This is a genomic window from Streptomyces sp. NPDC028722, assembly GCF_040637655.1.
Taxonomy (GTDB): domain Bacteria; phylum Actinomycetota; class Actinomycetes; order Streptomycetales; family Streptomycetaceae; genus Streptomyces.
Window position 1 is genome coordinate 79,338 of record NZ_JBEZWU010000016.1, and the last position, 22,313, is coordinate 101,650.

21 protein-coding genes are annotated in these 22,313 nt (G+C 74.2%); 16 read left to right on the plus strand and 5 right to left on the minus strand.

Translation table 11 applies throughout. The features are described 5' to 3' along the window. The first annotated feature begins 10 nt into the window (after positions 1-10). From AB0F03_RS23675 to AB0F03_RS23700, 6 genes are all read left to right on the plus strand, one after another. Positions 11-964, plus strand: coding sequence for a slipin family protein (locus tag AB0F03_RS23675; RefSeq protein ID WP_361995271.1), 954 nt, complete (start codon positions 11-13; stop codon positions 962-964). Between the two features lie 100 nt (positions 965-1,064). Beyond that, entirely contained in the window at positions 1,065-1,934 is an 870-nt protein-coding gene (locus tag AB0F03_RS23680; RefSeq protein ID WP_361995273.1) for a PPK2 family polyphosphate kinase, read from the plus strand. Positions 1,935-1,962: 28 nt separating this feature from the next. Next, entirely contained in the window at positions 1,963-3,525 is a 1,563-nt protein-coding gene (locus AB0F03_RS23685; RefSeq protein ID WP_361995275.1) for an FAD-dependent oxidoreductase, read from the plus strand. Between the two features lie 158 nt (positions 3,526-3,683). After that, positions 3,684-4,532, plus strand: a complete 849-nt coding sequence (locus AB0F03_RS23690; RefSeq protein ID WP_361995277.1) for a polysaccharide deacetylase family protein — start codon at positions 3,684-3,686, stop codon at positions 4,530-4,532. Between the two features lie 18 nt (positions 4,533-4,550). Further along, positions 4,551-4,733 (plus strand): hypothetical protein, encoded by a 183-nt coding sequence (locus AB0F03_RS23695; protein WP_361995279.1) that lies wholly within the window; start codon positions 4,551-4,553, stop codon positions 4,731-4,733. A gap of 90 nt (positions 4,734-4,823) precedes the next feature. Continuing rightward, positions 4,824-5,540, plus strand: coding sequence for a peptidyl-tRNA hydrolase (locus AB0F03_RS23700; RefSeq protein WP_361995281.1), 717 nt, complete (start codon positions 4,824-4,826; stop codon positions 5,538-5,540). Positions 5,541-5,726: 186 nt separating this feature from the next. Here the strand turns inward: AB0F03_RS23700 and AB0F03_RS23705 are convergent, their stop codons facing one another. After that, positions 5,727-5,936: a hypothetical protein gene (locus AB0F03_RS23705; RefSeq protein WP_361995283.1), complete on the minus strand. Its 210-nt coding sequence runs from the start codon at positions 5,934-5,936 to the stop codon at positions 5,727-5,729. A gap of 533 nt (positions 5,937-6,469) precedes the next feature. On the opposite strand from AB0F03_RS23705, the gene AB0F03_RS23710 reads away from it, so the two are divergent. From AB0F03_RS23710 to AB0F03_RS23725, 4 genes are all read left to right on the plus strand, one after another. Further along, a complete protein-coding gene (locus tag AB0F03_RS23710; RefSeq protein ID WP_361995285.1) occupies positions 6,470-7,801 on the plus strand; it encodes a DUF692 domain-containing protein in 1,332 nt (443 codons plus the stop codon). 305 nt (positions 7,802-8,106) lie between these two features. Continuing rightward, entirely contained in the window at positions 8,107-8,883 is a 777-nt protein-coding gene (locus tag AB0F03_RS23715) for a DUF4142 domain-containing protein (RefSeq protein ID WP_361995287.1), read from the plus strand. Between the two features lie 106 nt (positions 8,884-8,989). Further along, positions 8,990-9,772, plus strand: coding sequence for a TIGR04222 domain-containing membrane protein (locus AB0F03_RS23720; RefSeq protein WP_361995289.1), 783 nt, complete (start codon positions 8,990-8,992; stop codon positions 9,770-9,772). Positions 9,773-10,058: 286 nt separating this feature from the next. Then, positions 10,059-11,705: an alpha/beta hydrolase gene (locus AB0F03_RS23725; RefSeq protein WP_361995291.1), complete on the plus strand. Its 1,647-nt coding sequence runs from the start codon at positions 10,059-10,061 to the stop codon at positions 11,703-11,705. Between the two features lie 27 nt (positions 11,706-11,732). Here the strand turns inward: AB0F03_RS23725 and hemQ are convergent, their stop codons facing one another. Together hemQ and hemG are read right to left on the minus strand one after the other, a co-directional pair. After that, positions 11,733-12,464 (minus strand): hydrogen peroxide-dependent heme synthase, encoded by a 732-nt coding sequence (gene hemQ, locus AB0F03_RS23730; protein ID WP_361995293.1) that lies wholly within the window; start codon positions 12,462-12,464, stop codon positions 11,733-11,735. Between the two features lie 5 nt (positions 12,465-12,469). Then, entirely contained in the window at positions 12,470-14,020 is a 1,551-nt protein-coding gene (gene hemG, locus AB0F03_RS23735; protein ID WP_361995295.1) for a protoporphyrinogen oxidase, read from the minus strand. A gap of 157 nt (positions 14,021-14,177) precedes the next feature. On the opposite strand from hemG, the gene AB0F03_RS23740 reads away from it, so the two are divergent. Continuing rightward, positions 14,178-15,137 (plus strand): DUF4349 domain-containing protein, encoded by a 960-nt coding sequence (locus AB0F03_RS23740; RefSeq protein WP_361995297.1) that lies wholly within the window; start codon positions 14,178-14,180, stop codon positions 15,135-15,137. Positions 15,138-15,165: 28 nt separating this feature from the next. Next, positions 15,166-16,581 carry an FAD-dependent oxidoreductase gene (locus tag AB0F03_RS23745; RefSeq protein WP_361995299.1) on the plus strand — a complete coding sequence of 472 codons (1,416 nt, stop codon included), beginning with the start codon at positions 15,166-15,168 and terminating at the stop codon, positions 16,579-16,581. A 60-nt stretch (positions 16,582-16,641) separates the two neighbouring features. On the opposite strand, the gene AB0F03_RS23750 is transcribed toward AB0F03_RS23745, so the two are convergent. Continuing rightward, positions 16,642-16,902 (minus strand): hypothetical protein, encoded by a 261-nt coding sequence (locus tag AB0F03_RS23750; RefSeq protein ID WP_361995403.1) that lies wholly within the window; start codon positions 16,900-16,902, stop codon positions 16,642-16,644. A 122-nt stretch (positions 16,903-17,024) separates the two neighbouring features. Between AB0F03_RS23750 and AB0F03_RS23755 the strand changes: the two genes are divergently transcribed. After that, positions 17,025-17,849 carry a rhomboid family intramembrane serine protease gene (locus AB0F03_RS23755; RefSeq protein WP_361995301.1) on the plus strand — a complete coding sequence of 275 codons (825 nt, stop codon included), beginning with the start codon at positions 17,025-17,027 and terminating at the stop codon, positions 17,847-17,849. A 1-nt stretch (position 17,850) separates the two neighbouring features. On the opposite strand, the gene hemE is transcribed toward AB0F03_RS23755, so the two are convergent. Further along, the gene (hemE, locus tag AB0F03_RS23760; RefSeq protein ID WP_361995303.1) at positions 17,851-18,918 is read right to left on the minus strand and encodes a uroporphyrinogen decarboxylase; all 1,068 of its coding nucleotides are present in this window, start codon (positions 18,916-18,918) and stop codon (positions 17,851-17,853) included. A gap of 86 nt (positions 18,919-19,004) precedes the next feature. Here hemE and AB0F03_RS23765 point away from each other — a divergent pair, with 86 nt between their 5' ends. From AB0F03_RS23765 to AB0F03_RS23775, 3 genes are all read left to right on the plus strand, one after another. After that, positions 19,005-19,676 carry a DUF3000 domain-containing protein gene (locus AB0F03_RS23765; protein ID WP_361995305.1) on the plus strand — a complete coding sequence of 224 codons (672 nt, stop codon included), beginning with the start codon at positions 19,005-19,007 and terminating at the stop codon, positions 19,674-19,676. A gap of 282 nt (positions 19,677-19,958) precedes the next feature. Beyond that, the gene (locus AB0F03_RS23770; RefSeq protein WP_121786344.1) at positions 19,959-20,618 is read left to right on the plus strand and encodes a response regulator transcription factor; all 660 of its coding nucleotides are present in this window, start codon (positions 19,959-19,961) and stop codon (positions 20,616-20,618) included. A gap of 146 nt (positions 20,619-20,764) precedes the next feature. Continuing rightward, positions 20,765-22,054, plus strand: a complete 1,290-nt coding sequence (locus tag AB0F03_RS23775) for a ribonuclease D (protein ID WP_361995307.1) — start codon at positions 20,765-20,767, stop codon at positions 22,052-22,054. The last annotated feature ends 259 nt before the right edge of the window (positions 22,055-22,313 follow it).

The following is a 22,313-nucleotide window of genomic DNA, read 5'->3' on the forward strand; positions in this document are numbered from 1 at the left end:
GAGGCTCACCATGGTCGAGGTGCTTGTGGTGGCCGTGGTGGTGGCATGCGCCGCCGCACTGGTCTACCTGGCGATGGCAGCGCGGGTGGTCAAACAGTACGAGCGGGGTGTGCTCTTCCGGCTCGGCCAGGTCGCGGAGGAGGTACGGGCACCGGGCCTGAACCTGATCATCCCCTTCGTGGACCGGCTTCAGAAGGTCAACATGCAGATCGTGACGATGCCGGTGCCGGCCCAGGAGGGCATCACCCGTGACAACGTCACCGTCCGGGTGGACGCGGTGGTCTACTTCCGGGTGGTCGACGCGGTGAGCGCCCTGGTGAAGGTCGAGGACTACAGGTTCGCGGTGTCCCAGATGGCGCAGACCTCCCTGCGGTCGATCATCGGCAAGAGCGAGCTGGACGACCTGCTCGCCGACCGCGAGAAACTCAACCAGGGCCTGGAGCTGATGATCGACAGCCCGGCCGTGGGCTGGGGCGTCCAGGTCGACCGGGTCGAGATCAAGGACGTCTCCCTGCCGGACACGATGAAGCGGTCCATGGCCCGCCAGGCGGAGGCGGACCGCGAGCGCCGGGCCCGGATCATCAACGCCGACGCCGAACTCCAGGCGTCCCGCAAGCTCGCCGAGGCCGCCCAGCAGATGGCCGACACCCCGACCGCGCTCCAGCTGCGGCTGCTCCAGACGGTGATGGCGGTGGCGGCCGAGAAGAACTCCACGCTGGTCCTGCCCATCCCGGTGGAGCTGCTGCACTTCCTGGAGCGGGCCGGACAGCCGCAGCAGACGCAACAGGTACCGCAGCAGATCCCGCAGACGGCTCCGCAGCACACACCGGAGACGGCCCCGCAGCAGATCCCGCAGCACACACCGGAGACGGCGGCGCAGCAGGTCCCGGAGACCGTACCGCCGGTGTCCGCGTCCGGTCCCGACGGCGGGCCCCACACCGACGGCGAGCCGTACCCCGGCTAGCACCCACGTCCCGTGCCCGGGGCCGGCCGCGCCCCGGGCAGCACGTGCGCCGTACCCTTGACGCCACGTCCGCACCCCCCGACGGAAGGACCGGCCACCTGTGCCGAAGCGCCCGACCAGGAAGAAGGACGAGCCCCTCCGCGACCTGCTGCGCCTCCCGCCGGGTGAGCGCGTCGACCTGGCCGGGTACGACACCCGGGCCACCCCCGGCGCCCCGGGCGGCAAGCAGGCGGGGCTCGCCGACACCGCCCGGACCGGCCGGCGCCTGGCCCGGCTCCAGGAACGGCTGTGGGCGGCGGGCACGGCGGGCGACCGCCGTCGCGTGCTGCTGGTGCTCCAGGGCATGGACACCAGCGGCAAGGGCGGCACGGTCAAGCACGTCATCGGCGAGCTGAACCCGACGGGCTGCCGGATCAAGGCGTTCAGGGCACCCACCGAGGAGGAGCGGCGGCACGACTTCCTGTGGCGGGTGCGGCGCGCGCTGCCCGAGCCCGGCGAGATCGGCATCTTCGACCGCTCGCACTACGAGGACGTGCTCATCGCCCGCGTCCGGCACCTCGCCCGGCCCGCCGAGGTCGGCAGCCGCTACGGTCTGATCAACGACTTCGAACGCTCCCTCGCCGAGGACGGCGTCACCCTCGTCAAATGCTTCCTGCACCTCTCCCCCGAGGAGCAGAAACGCCGGCTGCTGCGCCGTCTGGACCGCCCCGACAAGCACTGGAAGTTCGACCCCGCCGACATCGACGAGCGTGCCCTGTGGCCCGCCTACCAGGAGGCGTACGAGCTGGCCCTGGCGCACTGCTCGGCGCCGTACGCGCCCTGGTACCTGGTCCCGGCGGACCGCAGGTGGTACCGCAACTGGGCGATCAGCCGGCTGCTCCTGGAACATCTGCGGGAGCTGGATCCGCGGTATCCGCAGGGGGAGTTCGACGTGGCGGAGTGCCGGGAGCGGCTGCTGAAGCAGACGTGAGCCGGGCGGGCCGGGGTACCCGCCGGGCATGCACGAGCAGCGAAAGGTCACCGATTCGTACTGGCTGCGGACCGCCCCCGGGCCGGACCACCCCGCCCTGACCCGGGACCTCGACGTCGACGTGGCCGTCGTCGGCGCGGGGATCGCCGGGCTGAGCACCGCCCACGAGCTGGCCCGGGCCGGGCTGCGGGTGGCGGTGCTGGAGGCCGGGCGGGCCGCGGCCGGCGTCACCGGTCACACCACCGCCAAGCTGACCGCCCAGCACACCCTCGTCTACGACCGGCTCCGGCGCACCCGGGGCCCCGAGGGAGCCCGGCTGTACGCCCACTCGCAGACCGAGGCGATCGAGCACGCGGCGGCGCTGGTGGCCGAACTGGGCATCGAGTGCGAGTGGGAGACCAGGGACGCGTACACCTACGTCCGGGACCCGTCGCGGGCGGACGAGGTGCGCGCGGAGGCGGAGGCCGCCCGGGAGGCGGGCCTGCCGGCCGCCTTCACCACGGAGACCGGGCTGCCGTTCCCGGTGGCGGGCGCCGTCCGGGTGAGCGGACAGGCGCAGTTCCACCCGGTCAAGTACCTCCGGGCGATCACCGCCGACCTGCTCGCGCACGGCGGCCAGGTGTACGAGCACACCCGGGTCACCGGCCTGACGGAGGGCGAGCCGTGCCGGCTGACGACCGAGGGAGGCGCCGTCGTGACCGCCCGGGACGTCGTGGTCGCCACCCATTACCCGGTGTTCGACCGGGCCCTGCTGTTCAGCCGGCTGTCCCCGCGCCGGGAACTGGTCGTCGCCGGCCCGCTGGGTTCCGGCCCCGACCCGGACGGCATGTACATCACGCCGGACGAGAACACCCGCTCGGTACGCACGGCGCCCCACGGCCCGGACGGGCAGCGGATGCTCATCGTCACCGGTGAGCACTTCACGCCCGGCACCGGTGACCCGGAGGCCGGGTTCGCACGGCTCGCCGCCTGGGCGGAGGAGCACTTCCCCGGGGTGAGCCTCGACCACGCCTGGGCCACGCAGGACAACGAGTCCACCGACACGGTCCCGCTCGTCGGCCCCTTCCACCCGGGCGCCCGGCACACGTACGTCGCCACCGGGTTCGGCGGCTGGGGCCTGAGCGGCGGCATCATGGCCGGACTGCTGCTGACCGCCCTGATCACCGGCCGGGACTGCGCCTGGCGGGAGCTGTACGACCCGCGCCGGCTGAAGTCGGTGGTCCGCGAGACGCCGTCGCTGCTGAAGACGCAGGCGGAGGTGGCCCGGCACTTCGTCGGCGACCGGCTGAAACCGCCGGCCTCGGTGGACGAGCTGGCCCCCGGCGACGGCGCGCTGGTCCGGTCCGGCGGCGAACGGGTCGCCGTGCACCGCGACGAGGCGGGCACCCTGCACGCCGTGTCGGCCCGCTGCACCCACATGGGCTGCCTGGTCTCCTTCAACCGTGCCGAACGCGCCTGGGAGTGCCCCTGCCACGGGTCCCGCTTCGACGTGGACGGCTCGGTCATCGAGGGCCCGGCGGTCAAGCCACTGGAACGCCGCGACCTGGACGGCTCCCCGACGGGCAGGGACCGGCCGACGGACAAGGACTGACCGACGTCGCCCTGGACGGAGCGCGACCGGCCGGGGCGTCGGACCGACCGAGGCTGACGAACGTGCACAGGGGCTGCCCGCCGCCGCGCGGGTGACCGCACCGTCGCGCCACGAGTCATATCACCGTACAAACGAATATTGCGCCCTACGTTCGTACGGTGATCCCACACGTACGTCGCTTCACCGCCGTCTGTGCCGCCCTGGGCGCGACGCTCACCGCCTGCGGCACCGCGGGCGGTGGGCGCCCCGCCCCGGCCGCCTCCTCCGTCTCCGCGTCCCCCTCCTCCACCCGGCCGCCCGTGCTCGCGCCGGGCCCCGGCGGACTGACCCCGGTCTTCCAGCACGGTCCGCGCACCCGGGGCAAGACGGTGGCGTTCACCTTCGACGCCGACATGACCGCCGACCAGGGCCCCCGCGCAGCCTCCGGTGAGCACTTCGACAACCCGGGCCTGATCAGCGCCCTGCGTGCGCTGAAGGTGCCGGCGACCGTCTTCATGACCGGCCGGTGGGCGGACCAGTACCCGGCCGAGGCCCGCGATCTCGGCACCGACCCGCAGTTCGAGGTCGCCAACCACTCCTGGAGCCACTACGCGTTCACGGCCGACTGCTACGGCCTGCCCACCGTCGACTCCGGCCGGATGCGGGCGGACGTCGAACGGGCGTACACCTCGCTGCACGCGGCCGGCGTGCCGCACCCGATGCCGTACTTCCGCTTCCCCGGCGGCTGTTACGACCAGCAGGCCCTGCGGGCGCTGAACGGGCTCGGGGTGACCGCGGTGCAGTGGGACGTGGTGAGCGGCGACGCGTTCGCCACGGACGCCGACGCGGTGACCCGGCAGGTGCTCGACGGGGTCAAACCGGGCTCGGTGGTCGTCATGCACTGCACCCGCAGCGCCGCCCCGACCACCGAGCAGGTCGTCCGCGCGGCCGTACCGGAACTGCGCCGGCGCGGCTACCGGTTCGTGAAGGTCTCCGAGCTGATCGGCCAGAGCGGCGGACACCGCTGACCGTCCTACGCTGAAGGCATGAACCACGAGAACCTCTGCTCGGGCGCCGACACGACACGGCCCGCGAAGGCCGACGGCCCGCCGTACGCGGAGTGCGTGCTGTGCCGGGAACCGACGGAATACCCGGAGTCGTACAAAGGCATCACCCTGTGCCCCGTCTGCACCTGGCAGGAGGCCCAGCGCACCGCGTGCTCCGGGTGACGGGCGCGGGGCCGGCTCCCGCTCCCGGATCACTGCCGCCGGGGCACGCGCGTTGATCCGCCCGCTCACGGCTTCGTAGGCTGGTCCGTCGTGAGCCATGTATCCGCCCCCAGTGCCGACAGCCCCTCCGACTCCCCGCGCGATCCCCGCGACCAGGCCCCCCAGTTCGTCCTGCCGCTCGTCGTACGGATCGAACGCGACGCGCCGCCCGCCCGCACCGACGCGCTGGAGACGGCCGCCCGGGCCGTGCTCGTCCTGCTCGGCGACGACCGGGCACAGGGCGACGGCGAATGGGCCGAGGCCGTCCGGAACTGGGAGGACGCCCGCATCCGGAAGGTGGTCCGGCGGGCCCGGGGCGCCGAGTGGCGGCGCGCCGGGACCCTGCCCGGGACCACGGTGACCGGCAGGTCCGCCGAGGTCCGGGTCTTCCCGCCGATCCCGCTGGACGGCTGGCCCAAGGATCTGGCGAAGCTCCAGGTGTCGGGCACGGAACTGGACGACCCGGAGCCGCCCGCCGCCGCCGACCCGGCACAGCCCGTGCTGTGGCTGAACCCCCACCTGGAGATGTCGGCCGGCAAGGCGATGGCCCAGGCGGGCCACGGCGCCCAGCTGGCCTGGTGGGCGCTGTCCGAAGCGGACCGCACGGCGTGGCGGGACGCCGGCTTCCCCCTGACCGTCCGCACGGCCGCCCCCGCCGACTGGCCCCGCCTGACCACGAGCGGCCTCCCCCTGGTCCGGGATGCCGGCTTCACGGAGATCGCCCCCGGGCTGACCGTCGCGGTGGAGGGCGCGGACCGCGTCGGCTGACTTCGTCGCGTCGAGCGCCCCTGACCGGCGCACCGGGAGGCACCGTCCGTCTGCCACGGGGCGGACGGACGGTGCCGGTCCGGCGTCCGGCTCCCGCCGGCCTGGGGAAGCTTCGCGGCGGTCGACGGGAAACGGCATGTCGTCGGTGACGGCCTCGACCACGGTGAGCGCCGCATCCCTCCGCCGTCAGCGACGGACGTGAACCGTCACCCGCGTGCCACCGCTGCCGGCGACAGCAGCACCCACCGAGGCCACCGCCACGGCCGCCTCGGCATGGCCGCCCACGGCTAAGACGACCGAGACGACGATCGCCAGCAGGCCCACGCAAGCCGTGAACCAGGCCAGAGCACGGCTGCCGCGCCGGGGGTCGGCTGGGATACCTTCGAAAGGCGTCAAGGGAACCACTCTCCTCGCAACAGGATGAGGACCCGTCGGTGCGCGAGGGAGATCCGGGGAGGCCGGCCGCCAAGCAAGGGCCTCGCCGGGTCTCCCGGCGCCACTCCAAGGGTCATCGGACGCGCTTCGCATCCGCACCAGGGATTCTCGCCCGGTGCGAAAAGCGACCGGGATTCTTCCGGCCGCGTGATTCGAGGTGCAACGCGGCCTGCGCGCTGGGGATTCGGGATCGTGCGACCAGCGCGCGAGCGAGCCTACCGCTCACCACCCCGGAGACGTCATGAGCCGCATGTGTACAAGAAGACGCCCCGGAATTCGACTCCCTGTACAGGGACCACACCCTCTGCTTGGACATGCCGTCACTTGCCGTCCCACGGAGGGTGGGCATCCGGCCGGGCGGCGGAACGCCGGCCGGTGCGGGACCGAAGCTCAAATGTTGCTCTGAACGCGGCAGGCAGGGGGTTCGGGGCCCGCCGGCGGGGCCATATCCCCCTCGCTCGACGCACGAACGCGGGCCGGAGGGGGAACGCAGCATGGGGCGACTGGGGACCGGGATCGGATGGCGGCCGGAGATCGCGGAGGCCGTGGAGGGGATGCCGGGCATCGACTGGGTGGAGGTCGTGGCGGAGAACGTCTGCCCCGGCCATCTCCCGCAGTCGCTGCTGCGGCTGCGCCGGCGCGGTGTGACGGTGATCCCGCACGGTGTCTCCCTCGGCCTCGGTGGCGCGGACCGTCCCGACGAGGCGCGGCTGGCGGCGCTCGCCGAGCGGGCGGAGGCACTGGGGGCGCCGCTGGTCACCGAGCACATCGCCTTCGTCCGGGCGGGCGGGGCGCTCACCGCGTCCCCGCCGCTGGAGGCCGGGCACCTGCTGCCCGTGCCGCGCACCCGGGACGCCCTCGACGTGCTGTGCGAGAACGTCCGCATCGCCCAGGACGCGCTGCCGGTGCCGCTGGCTCTGGAGAACATCGCCGCGCTGTTCTCCTGGCCGGGCGAGGAGCTGACCGAGGGGCAGTTCCTGTCCGAGCTGGTCGAGCGGACCGGCGTACGTCTGCTCATCGACGTGGCCAACCTGCACACCAACCACGTCAACCGGGGCGAGGACCCGGCCGAGGCGCTGGCCGCGCTGCCGTCGGAGGCGATCGCCTACGTCCATGTCGCGGGCGGCTTCGAGCGCGACGGCGTCTGGCACGACAGCCACGCGCACCCCGTGCCACGCCCGGTGCTCGACATCCTGACCGCCCTCGCCTCCCGCGTCGCGCCGCCCGGGGTACTCCTGGAGCGGGACGACAACTTTCCCGAACCAGCCGACCTGGTGCGGGAGTTGGACGCCGTAAGGGAGGCGGTGGCGGCCGGGCGGTCCCGTGCGGCGGACGGTACGGCGGCGACGGGTACGGCGACCGGGGGTGCCGTGGGCACGGGGGCCGGGGGTGTCGGTGTGCTGGCGCCGCCCGTGACCGGGGCCCGCGAGCGGCTCGGGGTGGCCCAGACCGCCGTCCTGTCCTCACTGGTGGCGGGGACGCCGGTGCCGGAGGGGTTCGACCGGGCGCGGATGCGGGTGCAGGCGCGGGCCCTGGCGGCGAAGCGGGCGGACGTGGTGGCGAAGGTGGCACCCGAGCTGCCGGTGATCCTCGGGGCGGAGTACCGGGAGGCGTTCCTGGCGTACGCGCGGCAGCGGCCGATGACCGCGGGGTACCGGCGGGACGCGCTGGATTTCGCGGAGCATCTGCTGAAGCTGGGGCGCCCGGGGAACGCGGGGGCGCGGCGCGGGCTGCGGGAGTGGTGGCTGGACCGAGCAGGACCGGCACCGCGGCGGGTCTCGCCGACGGCACGGGCGATACGGGGACTGCTGCGGCGCGGAGCGTGACGCGGGCGGCGGGGTCACCGGGGTAACCGTGGGCGGGCGGGTGGCGCCGTTGCGGGCGGGGCGGGTGGTCGGGTGCGGGTGGGGGGTGGCTGGTCGCGCAGTTCACCGCGCCCCTGGAGGGTCGGTGGTCAGGTCGGTCGGGAGGTGCTCGGGGGGCCGCCCGCGCCGCCGCTGCGAACGACCGCGCGCCCCCGTCGCCGCCCGGGTCCTCACCGGCGCTGCGGACGGCTTCGCTCCGCCTCGCAGTAATATGCCAAGCCCGCAGCCACCCCAAGCACACCACGGCGTGCGGTGCAGGAGGCAGCATGCGACCGCGACCCCCGATCCAGGGCCGAGGCATATTCAGCGGTACCGGACTCATCGTCGCCGCCCTGGCGGCGACGGCCGTCGCGCTGGTCGTTCCGCTCTGGTCGTACGCCGGCCGGCAGGACCCGGCGGGCGCGAACGTGCTCAGCGCGGCGACGGTGACCACCCCGTACGGTCCGCTGTCCGCGCAGGACCGGGACTTCGTCACCAAGGTGCGGCTGGCCGGGCTGTGGGAGCTGCCCGCCGGGGAGCTGGCGCGGCACAAGGGCACCACGGCGGCCGTCCGCACGGCGGGACAGCACCTCGTCGACGGCCACACCTCGCTGGACGCGCACGTACGGACCGTCGCCACCCAGCTCGGTGTGGCCCTGCCCAACGAACCCAACGCGCAGCAGAAGCAGTGGCTGGCCATCCTGGACGCGGCGCGGGGCCAGGACTTCGACCGGCAGTTCGCCGGTCTGCTGCGGCTCGCGCACGGCCGGGTGTTCTCCCTGGTCGCCGAGGTGCGGGCCGGAACCCAGAACTCCCTGGTCCGTGATCTGGCCGACGACGCGAACACGACCGTGCTGGACCACATCAGGGTCCTGGAGGCGACGGGGTACGTCGACTTCGCCGCGCTGGCCCGGGACCTGACGGCCCCGGCGTCCCCGGTGCCGACGCCGCCGGAGGCCGACCCCGGTGCCGCGGTACCGGTCACGCCGTCGCCGTCGCCGGGCGAGACGTACGCCCTGCCGCCGGCCACCGCCGGCCCGCCACCGGCGACCGGCGGTCCCTGACGGCCACGGCCACGCCCGGGAACGGAACGTCACATACCGGCCACACTCTGTCCGGATCGTGAACAGGGCATGGCGTCCGACCGGGCCCCTGGCATAGAAACACGTCATGTTCTGGGTCCTTCTTCTGCTCCTGGCCTGGGCTTTCGCCGGTACGTCCAGTGCCCTGCTGTGCCTGGCGGCCGTCCGTGCGGCGGCCGCCGAAGCGCGTGACACGCCGGCGGACCGGGAGCGCGGTCTGACGCTGTACGAGGCGGCCTTCCTGTCCGGCGGCCCCGCGCGGGTCGCCGATGTGACCCTGGTGTCCATGGCCCGCCAGCGCCGGCTGCTGCTCGCGCACACCGGCTGGGCGACGGTGGTCGACCCGCGGGGCCGCGACGAGATGGAGCGGTCCGTCATAGGGGCCATAGGGCCCGAGGGCCAGTCGCGGATCGCGCCGGTGCGGGCGCGGGCGGCCGGCGCCGAGGCGGTGGGCCGGCTGGCCGACGGGCTGGTGCGCGCGGGGCTCGCGGTGCCGGAGGGCGCGGGGGTCACCGTGGAGGCCGCCGTCCGCCGGGTGCGGGCCGCCGCGGTGGCCGTGGTGGCGCTGGGCGTGACCGCGCTGCTGCTGCCCGTCCCGACCGGGACGCCCCGCCCGCTGGTGGGCCTGTGGTTCGCCCTGCCCCTCACGCTGTCGCTGAGCTGCCTGGCCATCGCCCGGTTCGAGGTGCACCCGTACTCGCGCTGGGCCTGCCCGGCCGGGCAGCGGCTGCTGGGCGCGCTGGCCGGCAGGCCGGCCGGTGACGAGCAGTCGTTCCTCACGTCCGTCGCCGTACGCGGCGTCCGCGCGATCGGCGAACCGGAGCTGCGCGCGGCCTTCACCCACCGCGACCAGCCGCCCTGGCGGGAATGAGGTCGCCCTTTCCGGTGTGGCTCCTCCAACTTTCCGGTGTGGCTCTTCCAAGAGCGCGCGCGAGGCACTCGGAGCCGCTCGCGGCCCTCACCCACCGCGACCGATCCCGGCGGGAGTGAACCGTCCTTCCCGGAGTGAAGGCTCCAACCGGGGGCGCACGGGGGCATTGCCGCCGACACCGGCCGGGCGGTGCTTGCCTTCGCCGGCAGCCGGCCGAAGCATCCCTTGTGACGTCGCCGGGCCGTGGCAGCCGTGCCATCGCCGCCGCGCACCGAAGGGACACGCGATGAAAGCTGCCGCCCTCTACTCGGCCGCCGGCTCCTTGCTGCTGACCAGCCTGGCCACGGCCCCGGCGGGCGGCGCACCCGGCAGCCCGGGCGCGGCCGAGCTGCGCGGGACCGCGGTGACGGTGGCCCGGGCCCGGGCGGCCGGCATCGACTTCGGCCCGTGCCCGGCAGCCGAGGTACCGCAGGCCCCGGCCGCGATGCGGTGCGGCACGGTGACCGTCCCGCTGGACTACGCCCACCCCGACGGCAAGAAGATCAGACTGACGGTCAGCCGGACCCGGGCCACGCAGCGGGATCCGCACAACAGCAAGCGGAAGGTCCCCCGGCAGGGCGCCCTCGTCTACAACCCGGGCGGTCCGGGCGCCTCCAGCATGTACTTCCCGATGATCGGCATGATCCCGCAGTGGAAGCGGACCGCCGCCGCGTACGACCTGGTCGGCTACGCCCCGCGCGGGGTGGGCCGTTCGGCGCCGCTGTCCTGCGCGGACCCGAAGCACTTCTTCAAGGCGCCCACCGCGTCACCGGCCCACCCGTCGCAGGCGTACAAGCGGCAGCGCATCGCACAGGCGAAGGCGTACGCGCGCGGCTGCGCCCGGCGGTCCGGGAGCAGGCTGCGGTACTACACCTCCCTCGCCAACGCCCGGGACCTGGACGTCCTGCGGGCCGCGCTGGGCGAGGACCGGCTGACGTTCATGGGGGCGTCGTACGGCACCTACTTCGGCGCGCTGTACGCGGCGATGTTCCCCTCGCACGTGCGGCGCATGGTGCTGGACTCGGCGGTGAACCCGGACCCGGAGAAGGTCTGGTACCGCAACAACCTCGACCAGTCGGCCGCCTTCGAGGAGCGCTGGGCGGACTTCCGCGACTGGATCGCCCGGCACCACGACGTGTACGGGCTCGGTGACACGCCCGGGAAGGTGCAGCGCTCCTACGACACCGCGCGTGAGCGGCTGGCCGGGAAGCCGGCGGACGGCAGGGTCGGCCCGGGCCAGCTACAGAACGCGTTCCTGACGGCCGGGTACTACGACGACTTCTGGCCGAGCCGCGCCGAGGCCCTCGCGGCGTATCTGCACGGCGATCCGGAGCCGCTGGTGCGGCTGGCCGCGCCGAGCCCGGACACGGCCGTGGAGGCGGAGAACAGCAGCGCGGTGTACACGGCCGTCGAGTGCAACGACGCGCCGTGGCCGACGCGGTGGCAGGTGTGGGACCGGGACAACACACGGCTCGCCCGGGTGGCGCCCTTCGAGACCTGGGACAACGCGTGGATGAACCTGCCGTGCGCCTACTGGCCGGCGCCCCGGCAGCGTCCGCTGGACGTGCGGACCGCTCCGGGCGAGCTGCCGCCGGTGCTGATCCTGGCGGCCGAACGGGACGCGGCGGCGCCCTACCAGGGGGCCCTGGAGACGAACCGGCGGCTGGCCGGCTCGGTGCTGGTGACCGAGCGGGACGCGGGCACGCACGGCGTCGCCGGCGGCCCCAACCCGTGCGTCAACGCGTACCTGGACGCGTATCTGCTGGAGGGCCGCCTCCCGGCGCGGCACGCGTCCTGCGCAGCGCGCCCGGAACCCGAGCCGGACACCCCGGCCGCCCCGGGCCCCGACTCGTCCTCGCGGGACGCCCTGAAGGGCAGGGCCGCCCGGCGCTAGGCGTTCCGGGTGCGCCCGTCCGGCCCGTCAGGCCAGCCCGGCGACCAGGTCGGCGACGTCCTTGCGGCGGCCCGTGTAGAACGGCACCTCCTCGCGGACGTGCCTGCGGGCCTCGGAGGCGCGCAGGTGGCGCATGAGGTCGACGATGCGGTAGAGCTCGTCGGCCTCGAAGGCCAGGATCCACTCGTAGTCGCCGAGGGAGAAGGAGGCGACGGTGTTGGCGCGCACGTCGGGGTAGCCGCGGGCCATCTTGCCGTGGTCGGCGAGCATGCGCCGGCGGTCCTCGTCGGGCAGCAGGTACCAGTCGTAGGAGCGCACGAACGGGTAGACGCTCACGTAGTCGCGGGGCGTCTCGTCGGCGAGGAACGCCGGGATGTGCGAGCGGTTGAACTCGGCGGGGCGGTGCAGCGCCATGTTGGACCACACCGGCTCCAGCGCGCGGCCCAGCCGGGTGCGGCGGAAGAGGTTGTACGCCTCCTGGAGCTGGTCGCTGGTCTCGGCGTGCCACCAGATCATGACGTCGGCGTCGGCGCGCAGGCCGGAGACGTCGTAGGTGCCGCGGACCGTGACGTCCTTGGCGGCGAGCTGGTCGAACAGCTCCTGGACCTCGTCGGCGTATCCCGTGCGGTTCTCCGGCAGCACGTCCTTCAGCCTGAACACCGACCAGAGGGTGTAGCGGATGACCTCGTTGAGGTCCTTGGCCAGCTTGCCCTTGTTCGGGATCCTGCCGGGCTCGGTGGTGGGGGCGTCGTCACTCATGGTCCCTATTCTCCCGCTCCGCCGTGCAGGCTCTGCACCGGGTTGGCGGTCAGCTCCGCCACGCCGCCCGGGTCGCCGTCCAGCTGGTCGACCGCGGCGTACGCGCTCGCGATGCACGCGGGGATGCCGACCCCGTCGTACTGGGCGCCGCACACCGCGAGGCCCGGGAGCCGGGCGACGTGTTCGCGGATGCGGGCTACGCGCGCGTGGTGCCCGACGGGATACTGCGGCAGGCCGTCGGTCCAGCGGGTGACGCGGGTCTCGAGGGGCTCGGCGTCCAGGCCGGTCGCCTCGCGCAGGTCGTGCCGGGAGATCTCCACGAGGCCGGCGTCGTCCCGGCCGAGCACCCGCGTCTCGCCGTGGCGGCCCACGGAGGTGCGCAGCACGACCACGTCCGGGTCCTGCTCGGCGATCCATCCCCACTTCTGGGAGGCGAACGTGGATGCCTTGATGGTGCGGCCGTCCACGGGCGGCACGAGGAAGCCGCTGCCCTCGGACAGGCGCAGTCCGGCGCGCCGGTAGGCGAGGGTCACGAGGGCCATCGAGGCGTACTCCACGGCGGCCAGTTCGGCGGCGGCCCCCGGCGACTCGGCGCGCAGCAGGTCGGCGGCCGGGCGGGCGGGGACGGCGAGGACGACGGCGTCCGCGTGCAGCACCCGGTCTCCGGCCACGACGCGCCAGACGCCGTGTCCCACGGCTCCGTCTCCCGTGGCCGCGCGGGCCTGCGCCGCGCCGGCCCGCGCCTCGTCGGCGGCGCCCGGCCGGGCCGGGCCGCCGCGGCGCAGCTCCCGCACCGGGGTCCCGGTCAGGATCTCGCCTCCGCGGGCCCGCACCGAGTCGGCGACCGCGAGCGGCAGCGAGCCCACGCCGCCCTCGATGCCGAGGAACACCGGTCCGGTCTGCCGGGCCGCGGCCGCCCTCGCCTGGATCGCGCGGACGGCCTCCGTCAGGGAGTCGTGGGTCTGGGCGGCCTGGAAGAGCTGCGGGACGGCCGAGCGCAGGGAGATGCGGTACGCGTCGCCCGCGTAGACCCCGCCGAGGAGGGGCTCCACCAGGCGGTCCACGACCTCGCGGCCGAGCCGGGCCGCCACGTACTCCCCCACGGCGATGTCGTCGCCGGTCTCCGTGCGGGGCAGGTCGGTGTCCCGCCCGATGCGGGCCAGGCCCTCGTCGGACAGGACCCCCGCGAGCGCGGCGGCGGTGCCGGGGACGCCCATGACATGGCCCTTGGGCATGGGCCGCAGGGCGCCGCGGGTCCAGATCGCGGCGGTCGCCGTGGCCGGCGGCCGGAGCCGGTCGCCGAGGCCGGCCTCGCGCGCGAGCGTCACCGCCTCGGGGCGGCGGGCGAGCATGGATTCGGCACCCAGGTCGACGCGTACGCCGGCGATCTCGCCGGGCAGCAGCTTGCCGCCGACCCGGTCGCCGGCCTCCAGTACGGTGACGCGCGCGCCGCGGTCCAGCAGCCGGTGCGCGGCGGCCAGCCCGGCGACACCGGCCCCGATGACGACGACGTGCCCCAGGCCCCTGCCCGTCGCACCGTTACCCGTTGTGCTCATGCCTCCCACTCTCTCAGACCCCGCCGGTGCTCCCGCCGGGCCCCGGTGTCCGGCCCGAGTCCGGACCGTGACCGCACCGGGACCGGCGGCGCCGAACGTTCGCGCGGAACCCGCCGTCGAAGGAACGCCATAGTCCACAGCCACGGGAGCACCGCCGATGCGCACACCACACGTCACCCGTTCCGTCCGGCCCGCGCGGGCCCTGGCCGGGACGCTGCTCGCCGCCTCCCTCGCGCTCGCCGGGTGCGGCGCCGACGACACGGGCGGCGGCTCGGCGAAGTCCGCCGGGGACGCCGCGGTGCGGCCGACGGGCGCCGCCGGCGGCCGGGCGGACGGCGCGAAGGCCGTCCCGGGCACGCCCCGGCTCGCCCCGGACGCGATCATCCGCACCGCGTCCCTCACCGTGGAGGTCAAGGACGTGTCCAAGGCCCTGGCGGCGGCCCGTACGGCCGCCGGCGACGCGGGCGGCTACGTCGGCACGGAGAGCACCAGCCGGGACCGCGACGGCCACGAGCACACCCGGGTCGTGCTGCGCGTGCCCACCGAGAAGTACGACGAGGTCCTCGCCGGCCTCCAGGGCACGGGCCGGGTGGTCCACCGCACGGCCAGGGCCGTCGACGTCACCGACCAGGTCGTGGACGTCAACAGCCGGATCACCTCGCAGCGGGCCAGCGTGGCACGGATCCGCGCGCTGATGGACAGGGCGGGCAAGCTGAGCGATGTCGTCACCCTGGAGGGTGAGCTGAGCAGCCGTCAGGCCGATCTGGAGGCGCTGCTCGCCCGGCAGGCGTCCCTCAAGGACCGCACGAGCCTGGCCACCATCACCCTGTCGTTGTCGCGGACGCCGGTGCGGGAGGCGTCCGGTGACGGCTCGCCGGGCTTCGCCGACGCGCTGGCGGGCGGCTGGCACGCGTTCGTGACCGTGCTGCGCTGGATCGCCCTCGCGCTCGGCGCCGTCCTGCCGTTCGCGGCGCTCGCCGCGCTGCTCACGCTGTTGTGGCTGCGCGTCGCACGCCCCCGGCTGCCGCGCCGTGCGGGGCCCGCGCCGGCGACGGCCACGCCCGGCCCACTGCCGTCGGCCCGCCCGGTGGAGCCCGGGGAGGCCGGGCGGAAGTGAAGTCCCCGTGCCCCGTAGCGTGTTTCTCATGAGCATGAGCGAGGGGCGCGGTGGCAGTGGTGGCGACGGCGGCAGGGAACGGCTGGTCGTGATCGGCGGCGACGCGGCGGGCATGTCCGCGGCGTCGCAGGCGCGGCGGCTGCGGGGTCCGGACGAGCTGGACATCGTGGCCTTCGAACGCGGCCACTTCACCTCGTACTCGGCGTGCGGCATCCCGTACTGGGTGGGCGGCGACGTCCCCGAGCGCGATCGGCTCGTCGCCCGTACGCCCGGGGAGCACCGGGAGCGGGGGATCGACCTGCGGCTGCGTACGGAGGTCACGGAGATCGACGTGGCCGGACAGCGGGTACGCGCGCGTGACGTCGATTCCGGGGCCGAGTCCTGGACGCCGTACGACAAGCTGGTCATCGCCACCGGGGCCCGCCCGGTCCGCCCGGACCTGCCCGGCGCCGACGCCCGCGGTGTGCACGGCGTGCAGACCCTGGACGACGGCCAGGCCCTGCTGGACACGCTGGCACGCGTGCGTGGCCGCCGCGCGGTCGTCGTGGGCGCCGGCTACATCGGCGTGGAGATGGCCGAGGCGCTGATCAACCGGGGCTTCGAGGTGACGGTCGTCAACCGCGGCAAGGAGCCCATGTCGACACTCGACCCGGACATGGGCCGGCTGGTGCACCGCGCCATGGAGGGACTCGGTATCGCCATGGTGAACGACACCGAGGTCACCGGGCTGCTCACCGGCCCGGACGGCCGGGTGCGGGCGGTGACGACGCGGGACGCCGAGTACCCCGCGGACCTGGTGGTCCTCGGTATCGGCGTCCGCCCGGAGACCGGCCTCGCCCGGGCGGCCGGCCTCCCGCTCGGCGCGCACGGCGGTCTGCTCACCGACCTCGCGATGCGGGTGCGCGGCCACGCGAACATCTGGGCGGGCGGCGACTGCGTGGAGGTGCTGAACCTGGTGTCGGGACAGGAGCAGTACGTCCCGCTCGGCACGCACGCCAACAAGCACGGCCAGATCATCGGCACCAACGCCGGCGGCGGCTACGCCACCTTCCCCGGTGTCGTGGGCACGGCGGTCAGCAAGGTGTGCGACCTGGAGATCGCCCGTACCGGGCTGCGCGAGAAGGACGCGCGCCGGGTGGGCCTGCGGTTCGAGACCGTCACCATCGAGTCGACCAGCCGCGCCGGCTACTACCCCGGCGCCGCCCTCATGACGGTGAAGATGATCGCGGAACACCGTACGGGCCGGCTGCTCGGCGTGCAGATCGTCGGCCGGGAGGGCGCCGCCAAGCGGGTCGACATCGCGGCGGTGGCGCTGACCGCGCGGATGACGGTGGAGCAGATGACGGCCCTGGACCTCGGCTACGCCCCGCCGTTCTCGCCGGTGTGGGACCCCGTGCTGGTGGCGGCGAGAAAGGCGACGGCGAAGGTGAGGGCAGCGGCTTAGGCCTCCCGGGCAGCGGCTTAGGCCTCCCGGGCAGCGCCTCAGGCCCTCCCGGGCAGCGGCTCAGGCCGTTCCGCTGATGCGGGGCAGGGAGGTGACGGCCGAACTGGGTGTCATGGCCGTGGGCTGCTCGCCGGCGGGCTTGGCGTGGGTCGCCGGCGGTCGGGTGGACCGCAGCCGGTAGCTCACCGCCTCGTCCAGGGTGACCGGCCGCTGCATCTGCGAGGCGAGCCGCCCGGCCTCCTGGCCGAGCCGCGCCACGTCCTCCCACGGAAGCCGTAGCACCAAGGACAGCTCGGCCTCGCCGTCGGGCAGCGCATGCATCACCGGTACCTGCGGAGCGTTCGCACTCATCGCCTGATCCTCACGTCGGTTGTGAGGGGATACGCACGCGCGCCCGGCGGTGTTCACCGGTTCACCGGCCGCATCGCGGGCACTGTTCCTGTGTGGTCATACCCGTCCATGACGTGAATCCCGTGCGCGGTACCCCCTGGGTGACGTATGCGCTCATCGCCGCCAACGTGCTGGTGTTCCTCACCACGCCCGGCATCGCCGGTGCCGTGGCGGGCGGCAGCGATCTGGTGCAGCTGTGTCATCTCCATGCCTTCATGGATCACTACGCGGCCGTTCCCCGGGAACTCATCCACCAGCAGATGCCCCGGGTCGTGCCGACCGGGAGCGTCGGTGTGGGCCCGCACGGCCCCGGCTGCGTCGTGGCACCGCCCGGTTACGACAAGTCCCCGGCCCTGTCGGTCTTCACGGCGATGTTCGTGCACGGCGGCTGGCTGCACCTGCTCGGCAACATGCTCTTCCTGCTGATCTTCGGCAACAACGTCGAGGACCGGATGGGCCACATCCGTTACTTCCTCTTCTACGTCGTCTGCGGCTACGCGGCCGGCTACGGCTTCGCCCTGCTCAACGCCGGCTCCACCGACCCGCTGATCGGGGCGTCGGGCGCGATCGCCGGCGTCCTCGGCGCCTATCTGGTGCTGTACCCGAAGGCCAGGGTGTGGGTGCTGGTGCCGTTCCTGGTCTTCCTGCCGCTGCGGCTGCCCGCCTGGCTGGTGCTGGGCTTCTGGTTCGCGCTCCAGGCGGCGTACTCCTCCGGGCACGGCATGTCCGGCGCCGGCACGGTGGCGTACGCGGCGCACGTGGTCGGCTTCGTGGCGGGCATGCTGCTCGCCTGGCCGCTCAAGCCCGGCACGCCGCCCCCGCCGGAGCCGCCCGGCCTGCTGTTCGGCAGGCGGGCCCGGCCCCATTACTCCTGGTGAGTCAGTGCGCGGTCGCGGTGTGCACGTACTCCACGAGCCGGGTGAGCGCGTCCGGGTCGGCGTTCGGCGGGACGCCGTGGCCGAGGTTGAAGACGTGCCCCTCCAGGCCGGCGGCGGCGTCGAGCACCTCGCGGGCCTTGGTGGCGACGGTGTCCTTGTCGGTGAACAGGACCGTCGGGTCGAGGTTGCCCTGGAGGGCCTTGCCGGGGCCGACCCGGCGCGCTGCCTCGTCCAGCGGGACGCGCCAGTCGACGCCGACGACGTCCGCGCCGGCCTCGCCCATGAGTCGCAGCAGCTCGCCGGTGCCGACGCCGAAGTGGATGCGCGGGACGCCGTACCCGGCGACGGCGTCGAAAACCTTCGCGGAGGCCGGCATGACCGACGTCCGGTAGTCCGCGGGGGCCAGGGCGCCGGCCCAGGAGTCGAAGAGCTGGACGGCACTGGCGCCGGCCTCGATCTGGACCTTCAGGAAGGCGGCCGTGATGTCGGCGAGGCGGTCGAGCAGGTCGGCCCAGAGTTCGGGGTCGCCGTACATCATCGCCTTGGCGTTCTCGTACGTGCGGGACGGGCCGCCCTCGACCAGGTAGCTCGCGAGGGTGAAGGGCGCGCCCGCGAAGCCGATCAGCGGGGTGCCGCCCAGTTCGCCGGTGAGCTGCCCGATGGCCTCGGTGACGTACGGGACGTCCTCGGGGGTGAGGTCGCGCAGCCGGGCCAGGTCGGCGCGGGTGCGGACGGGCTGCTCGACGACCGGGCCGACGCCGGGCTTGATGTCGAGGTCGATGCCGATGGCCTTCAGCGGGACGACGATGTCGCTGAAGTAGATCGCCGCGTCGACGTCGTGCCGGCGCACCGGCTGGAGGGTGATCTCGGTGACCAGTTCGGGCCGCATGCAGGACTCCAGCATGGGCACACCCTCGCGCACCTTGCGGTACTCGGGCAGGGAGCGGCCGGCCTGGCGCATGAACCACACGGGGGTGTGCGGCACGGGCTCGCGCCTGCACGCCCGGAGGAAGGCGCTGTCGTACGTCGCTGCGGGCTGCCGGCCCGTGAGGATGTCGTTGGCGGTCACGGGGCAAGTCTCGCATGACATCGGTGACCGGCGGCGCGGGGTGTCTTGCCCCGCACCGGGCCCCGCTTCCCCTTACTCTTCCCCGCATGGCTGCGGCTCAGGGACGACTGTCGGACGGCGCTGACGGAATGGACGACGCGGAGGACACCGCGCAGGAGCGGGCGGGCAGCGGGCTGCCCCCGGCGTTCCGGTCCGCTGTCGACGCGCTGCGCACGGCGCGGGTACGGCCGCAGGTCGAGGTGGAGCCGACGCCCGCCCCGCAGCGGCTCGCCCCGCACGCGTACGCGCTGGAGGCCGTGGTGGCCGACGGCGAGCAGGAGCTGGCCGACGGGCGGCTGGTGCTGCTCCACGATCCGGCCGGGCACGAGGCCTGGCAGGGCACCTTCCGGCTGGTGACGCTGGTGCGCGCGGAGCTGGAGCCGGAGATGGCGGCCGATCCGCTGCTGCCCGAGGTGTGCTGGTCGTGGCTGACGGGGGCGCTCCAGGCCCGCGGGCTCGGGTACGGCGAGCCGAGCGGCACGATCACGCGGGCCGGCTCGCACTACTTCGGCGGGCTGGCCGAACGGCCGGCCGCCTCGCAGATCGAGATCCGGGCGTCGTGGACGCCCCGCGAGGGTCTCGGCGGGGTGCCGGACACCGCCGCTCACCTGGCGGCCTGGTGCGATCTGCTGGCGCAGGTCGCGGGCCTGCCGCCGGCCGGCCCGGGCGACGCGTCGGTGGTGACGCTGCCGCAGCGCCGGGGGCCGCAGTCCCGGTGACGTGACGCCGCTGTACGGACCGCATCACCCGTGTGGGCGTCCGATTGACCATCTCTTTGTCGATACGGCCACTTTCTGTACTCGAATCGCACTCGCTCGAACCGACTCGATCTTCGGATGATCGATCGCGTGTCCGAATTGCACGGATTGTTACTCACTAGATCGTGATCATTCTCTAAAGGCGGACAGGTTTGCTGCCGAAGACGACTGTGACCTTGAAAGCACGGTTCGTCCCCGGCTTCCTCCCCACAAGCCGGCCCCGTCCCCCACCCAGGAGGCCTGGTGTCCGTTCTCCTCGAGCAACCCGCAAGCCTGGTCGCCTACCGCCCGAACAAGCCGACCGCCATGGTGGTCGTGGCCGACCCCCGCGTCCGCTCCACCGTCACCCGCCACCTGTGGGCCCTCGGTGTGCGCGACGTCATCGAAGCCTCGTCCATCGCGGAGGCTCGTCCCCGCATCGGCAACCCCCGCGACATCTGCGTCGCCGACGTCCACCTCCCCGACGGCTCCGGCCTCACCCTGCTGTCCGAGACCCGCGCCGCGGGCTGGCCCAACGGACTCGCGCTCTCCGCCGCCGACGACATCGGTGCCGTCCGCAACGCGCTGGCGGGCGGCGTCAAGGGCTACGTCGTCACCGGCACCCGCACCAACATCGGACTCCCCTCCCGGCCCGGCGCCACCCCCCTCGGTGCCGCCGCCCGGATGCACCGCCGCCCCCCGGGTGCCCCGAGCCACCCGGGCGGCTACCGCGAGCTGTCCGGACGCGAGGTCGAGGTGCTGAGACTGGTCGCGGAGGGCCAGTCGAACAAGGCGATCGGCGTCTCCATGGGCCTGTCCGCCCTCACCGTCAAGAGCCACCTCGCCCGCATCGCCCGCAAGCTGGGCACCGGTGACCGGGCCGGCATGGTGGCCGTGGCCCTGCGCACCGGGATCATTCACTGACCCCTCCGATACTCCCTCCGGAGCAGTCACCGTTCACCCTGGCGAACCCCCGTGCCGCCCCAGGGTGACTGGTTTACGCCCCTTCAGCGTCCGTCGGCGGAACGTTCCGTCGACGGGCGCCGTCCACACACGGATACCCTTGACAGGTGACCGACGCCCAAGACACCGCAGCAGACGGCTCCCTGCGCATCACCGGAGTCACGCCTCCGGACGACGCCGGATCTTCTGTGACGGAGGCGCCGACCCCGCTGCTCGAACCCCGCGAGGGCATTCCGCCCGTGATCACCGACGAGACCGCCCTCGCCGAGGTGACCGCCGCCTTCGCCGCCGGCTCCGGGCCGGTCGCCGTGGACGCCGAGCGCGCCTCCGGCTACCGCTACGGACAGCGCGCCTACCTGGTGCAGCTGCGCCGCGAGGGCGCCGGCAGCGCACTGATCGACCCCGTCGCCTGCCCGGACCTGTCCGGCCTCGGCGAGGCCCTGTCCGGCGTCGAGTGGGTGCTGCACGCGGCCACCCAGGACCTGCCCTGCCTGCGCGAGATAGGCATGGTGCCGACCCGCCTGTTCGACACCGAGCTGGCCGGCCGGCTCGCCGGGTTCCCCCGGGTCGGCCTCGGCGCGATGGTGGAGGGCGTCCTCGGGTACGTCCTGGAGAAGGGCCACTCCGCCGTCGACTGGTCGACCCGGCCGCTGCCCGAGCCCTGGCTCCGGTACGCCGCGCTGGACGTGGAACTGCTCGTCGACCTGCGGGACGCCCTGGAGAAGGAGCTGGACCGGCAGGGCAAGCTGGACTGGGCGCACCAGGAGTTCGGCGCCATCGCCGCCGCGCCCCCGGCCGAGCCCCGCAAGGACCCCTGGCGCCGCACGTCCGGGATGCACAAGGTGCGCCGGCGCCGGCAGCTGGCCGTCGTACGGGAGCTGTGGGAGACCCGGGACCGGATCGCGCAGCGGCGCGACGTGTCACCGGGCAAGGTGCTGAGCGACGCGGCCATCGTGGAGGCGGCGCTCGCCGTGCCGGCCAACGTCCACGCGCTCGCCGCGCTGAACGGGTTCGGGCACCGGACGGGCCGCCGGCAGCTGGAGCAGTGGCAGGCGGCCGTGGACCGGGCCAAGGCCCTGCCGGAGAGCGCGCTGCCGCAGCCGGGCCAGCCGGTGACCGGCCCGCCGCCGCCCCGGGCGTGGGCCGACAAGGACCCGGTCGCCGCGGCCCGGCTGTCCGCGGCGCGGGCGGCGGTGTCCGCGCTGGCCGAGCGGGTCACGATGCCGCAGGAGAACGTGATCTCCCCGGACACCGTGCGGCGGATCTGCTGGGAGCCGCCGCAGACCGTGGACCCCGAGTCGGTGGCGACCGCGCTGGCCGGATACGGCGCGCGTCCGTGGCAGGTCGAGCTGGTGACACCGGTACTGGTGGACGCCCTGTCGACCCAGGGCGCGTAGGGCACCCGCCCGCCGGATCCCGCCGAGGCCGGGCGTACCGCCCGCACGTCCGCGACTCGGCGGCCGGCCACCGAAACTCGCGGGAGTCGGGAGCCTCGCACGCACGCCCCCGGCCCAGGAGCCGTCATCCGGAACGCGCGGAGGACGGTCCCGTCCGCACGTCCGCAACGTCGTCGTCGGTCGCCGCCGCGGCGTCTGCCGTGCCGCGGCGGGGCCGTCCGCGGCCCGGTCGCGCGGCTGCCCGCGAGAAGCCGCCGTA

Coding starts and splice junctions, on each gene's coding strand:
- AB0F03_RS23725 (WP_361995291.1), top strand. CDS start 10,059: ATGAAAGCTGCCGCCCTCTACTCGGCCGCCGGCTCCTTGCTGCTGACC.
- AB0F03_RS23695 (WP_361995279.1), top strand. CDS start 4,551: ATGAACCACGAGAACCTCTGCTCGGGCGCCGACACGACACGGCCCGCG.
- AB0F03_RS23675 (WP_361995271.1), top strand. CDS start 11: ATGGTCGAGGTGCTTGTGGTGGCCGTGGTGGTGGCATGCGCCGCCGCA.
- AB0F03_RS23715 (WP_361995287.1), top strand. CDS start 8,107: ATGCGACCGCGACCCCCGATCCAGGGCCGAGGCATATTCAGCGGTACC.
- AB0F03_RS23720 (WP_361995289.1), top strand. CDS start 8,990: ATGTTCTGGGTCCTTCTTCTGCTCCTGGCCTGGGCTTTCGCCGGTACG.
- AB0F03_RS23710 (WP_361995285.1), top strand. CDS start 6,470: ATGGGGCGACTGGGGACCGGGATCGGATGGCGGCCGGAGATCGCGGAG.
- AB0F03_RS23750 (WP_361995403.1), bottom strand. CDS start 16,902: ATGCATGCGCTGCCCGACGGCGAGGCCGAGCTGTCCTTGGTGCTACGG.
- AB0F03_RS23745 (WP_361995299.1), top strand. CDS start 15,166: ATGAGCATGAGCGAGGGGCGCGGTGGCAGTGGTGGCGACGGCGGCAGG.
- hemQ (WP_361995293.1), bottom strand. CDS start 12,464: ATGAGTGACGACGCCCCCACCACCGAGCCCGGCAGGATCCCGAACAAG.
- AB0F03_RS23685 (WP_361995275.1), top strand. CDS start 1,963: ATGCACGAGCAGCGAAAGGTCACCGATTCGTACTGGCTGCGGACCGCC.
- AB0F03_RS23740 (WP_361995297.1), top strand. CDS start 14,178: ATGCGCACACCACACGTCACCCGTTCCGTCCGGCCCGCGCGGGCCCTG.
- hemG (WP_361995295.1), bottom strand. CDS start 14,020: ATGAGCACAACGGGTAACGGTGCGACGGGCAGGGGCCTGGGGCACGTC.
- AB0F03_RS23765 (WP_361995305.1), top strand. CDS start 19,005: ATGGCTGCGGCTCAGGGACGACTGTCGGACGGCGCTGACGGAATGGAC.